Raw genomic sequence first — 3387 nt, 5'->3', positions numbered from 1 at the left:
TGGGGGCCATTCCAGGCGGTGCAGGTATCGGCAACGTGTGCCGTTGCCCGGGGTTTTGTCAGCGACTGTGGCCGCGACCGGGGTTTCGTACAGTCCGATACAAAGACGATGCGTGGATGGATTGCGCCAGGACAGGCTTGCGGTTACTTCTTCAGCGTGATCTCATCCAGCACCCACATCGCCGGGCGCGTATCGCCGGTGAAGTTGATGCACAGGTCACCCGTGCCCTGCGTGCCCTTCGGCAGCGCCGCACGCAGGGTCACGAAGCCATCGGCATCGGGCGTGGCCGGCAGCGGTACCTGAGCCAGCACCTTGCCCGTGCAATCACCGCGGCGGATCAGCATTTCGCCATGTGCGCTCCGGGCCTTTTCGAAGCGACGCTTGGGTTCATCGTGGGCCAGCTGGAAGTAGTACGGAATGCGGCCCGCGCGGACCTCCACGCTGCCGATGCCGTCCAGCTGCGCCTGCGGCCAGCGCCAGCATGGCTGGAAGATGTCGACGTTGAACACCGCACGCGTTCCCTCGCGCGGGCCGTCGTCTTCCAGGCGCAGCACCAGCCCCTTCTTGCCCACGCAGCTGAGCAGCGCATCGCTGCGGCGGCTGAGCAGCGACTGCGCGGTGAACGTGGCGATGGTCGGCTTCGCGGCCAGCATCTGGCCCTGGTAGAACGCAGCGGCCTGCACGGTGGTCGGCAGCGTCGCGGTCAGCGGCTGCTGGTACAACGGCGACTGCGCGGTCACCGGCTGGCCATCGGTGCTGTAGCGCACTTCATAACCCAGCGGGTTGGCCAGCGATAGGGTCACGGAGTTTTTCGCGCGATCATCGGTGTAGTCCACGCCCACTTCGAACGGGGTCTGCGCGTAGGCCAGGCCCCAGGCACGGTAGCGCTGCAGCTGCGCGGGCAGGCGCGCGAGGAAATCGCGGAAGTCGCGATGTTCCGGCGTACTCCAGCCGGTCTCGGCCACGGCGGCCAGGCGCGGGAACAGGTTGTGCTGCAGGCGCGCGTAGGTGCGCGTGTGCTCGGTAAACATGTTGGCCTGCAGGCCGAGAATGTGCTGGCGCTTGTCGGCCGGCAGCTCGGCCGGCACCGGCTCGAAGTTGTACAACTTGCCGAGGTTGACCTGGGCCGGGCGACCCGGCGGTTCATTCGGCGAGGCCGTCTGCAGGTAATCCAGGTACAGGTATCCCACCGGCGACATGACCACGTCATGGCCGGCACTGGCAGCGGCCAGGCCACCTTCGGTGCCCTGCCACGACATCACCGTGGCCTGTGGCGGCAACCCACCTTCGAGGATCTCATCCCAGCCGATCAGGCGCCGGTCGTGTTCCTCCAGAAACGTCTCCAGGCGCTTGATGATGTGGCTCTGCATGGCCATTTCATTCTTGATGCCCAGTGCACGCATGCGCTGCTGCACCTGTTTCGAGGCTTCCCACTGGTCCTTGACCGCCTCGTCGCCGCCCACGTGCACGTACTTGGCCGGGAACAGCGCGATCACTTCTTCCAGCACGTTCTCGAGGAAGGTGACGGTGCTGTCTTCCACGTTGAACAGGTTCGGGAACACGCCCCATTCGCTGATCGGCTTCAGCGGGGTGTTGATCGAACCCAGTTCCGGGTACGCGGCGATCGCCGCGGTGGCATGGCCGGGCACATCGATTTCTGGAATCACCTGGATATGCAGCCTGGCGGCATAGGCGATCACTTCGCGGATCTGCTCCTGCGTGTAGAAGCCGCAGTACGGATGCTGCTGGCCACTGGCCGGGTCGATGCCGCCGTCGCCGGCCGGCAGGCGGCAGCTGCCCACCTCGGTCAGCTTCGGGTAGCGCTTGATCTCCATGCGCCAGCCCTGGTCATCGGTGAGGTGCCAATGGAAGGTATTGAGCTTGTGCGCGGCCATCGCATCGAGCACGCGCTTGATCTCATCCAGGCTCTGGAAGTGCCGCGCCGAGTCGAGCATGAAGCCGCGCCAGCTGAAGCGCGGCGCGTCCTGGATCTGCACCGCCGGCAGCACGCCGTTGCTGCCGCCGGTGGCGAGCTGGGCGAGCGTGGTCGCGCCATAGAACAGGCCGGTTTCGTTGCCGGCCTGCACCAGCACGCCCTGTGCGGTGCTTTCCAGCGTGTAGCTCTCACCGCTGTCGCGGAAGGTGGGCACGATCTGGAAGCGGATGCCACCGGTCCTGGCCGCCGTCTTGCCCTTGGCCAGCGCCAGGCGCGGGCCACCACTGCGCGCCAGCAGATCGGCGAACTGGGTGGCGACCCGCTGTGCGGCCTCGCCTTCGGCCTGCAGCGCGGTATCGGCGCGTACGGTGATGCCGCTACCCTGGCCGGGCTGCACCGTGGCCGGGGCGGGAATCAGCATCAGGCTGCCGGCACGCAGCTGCGGACCCGGTGCTTCAGCGGCCGGCGTGGGATCAGCGGCGAGTGCGGGCAGTGCCGGCAACAGGGCGAGCAGGCTGCCCAGCAGCACTGCGCTGCGCATCCGGGCGCGGGAAGGCTTGACCATCGGAACGACTCCTTGGAACGGTGCGATGAACGCTATACATGAAAAACGCCGGGCCCGGAATGACCCAGGCCCGGCGTGCGTGCACGACTCGGCGATGTTGCCGCCGCTGGATCAGTACTTGAAGCGGAAGTTGAGGTAGTACTGGCGACCGTTGCTGTAGAACGAGGTCGGGATGGCCGCGGTCTGGTAGTACTTGTAGGTCGGGTTGTTGAGGTTCAGGCCATCCAGGCTGATGCTCAGCCAATCGGTGGCCTTGTAGCTCAGCGATGCCGACAGCGTGCCGAAGTCATCCTGGTAGTACGGGTTGGTGCCCGACAGGCTGATCAGGAACGAGGAACGGCGGGTGTAGCTGACCCGGGCGCCAAAGCGCTCGTTCTCGAAGTAGGCACCCACGTTGTAGGTGTTCTTCGAAGTACCCAGCAGGTTGTGCGAACCATCCGACCAGGTGTGCGAAGTGGTGCCGTTGGCGTAGGTGTAGTTGGCATTGATGCCGAAGTACTCGCCGATCGGCTGCTCGTAGGCCACTTCCACGCCGGTGACCTTGCCGTCGGCATTGATCGGAGTGGAGATCTGGTAGGTCTCAAGCTGGTTGGTCAGTTCGCTGTACAGCTGGCGCGAGACCACGTCGAAGGCGATGTAGTCCTTCAGCTTCATGTGGTACGCGCCCACCGACAGCAGTCCACGCGGCATGAAGTACCACTCCAGGTTGGCATCCAGGTTGGTCGACAGGGTCGGCTTGAGGTTTGGATTGCCGCCACCGCCGGTGCGGTTCAGGTCCGAGCCGTACGAGGAGGCACCCAGCGCCGAGTAGTCTGGCAGGGTCTGGGTCTGCGAGGCGGCGACACGCAGCACCAGCGAGTCGTCCAGGTCGAACTTGATGTTGGCG

The 3387-nt window shown here is 65.5% G+C and carries 2 protein-coding genes; both read right to left on the bottom strand.

Annotated elements, in window-relative coordinates; translation table 11 throughout:
- Window positions 1-143 precede the first annotated feature (143 nt).
- Window positions 144-2501 carry a family 20 glycosylhydrolase gene (locus ABGA94_RS16055; RefSeq protein WP_375367787.1) on the bottom strand — a complete coding sequence of 786 codons (2358 nt, stop codon included), beginning with the start codon at window positions 2499-2501 and terminating at the stop codon, window positions 144-146.
- A 111-nt stretch (window positions 2502-2612) separates the two neighbouring features.
- Window positions 2613-3387, bottom strand: a 775-nt coding sequence (locus tag ABGA94_RS16050; RefSeq protein WP_375367786.1) for a TonB-dependent receptor domain-containing protein, incomplete at its 5' end; no start/stop codon positions are given.

This window comes from Stenotrophomonas sp. 3diitr2024 (assembly GCF_042136455.1).
Classification (GTDB): domain Bacteria; phylum Pseudomonadota; class Gammaproteobacteria; order Xanthomonadales; family Xanthomonadaceae; genus Stenotrophomonas; species Stenotrophomonas sepilia.
The sequence above is the reverse complement of the archived record's forward strand: the minus strand, read 5'-3'. Positions and strand labels throughout refer to the sequence as shown.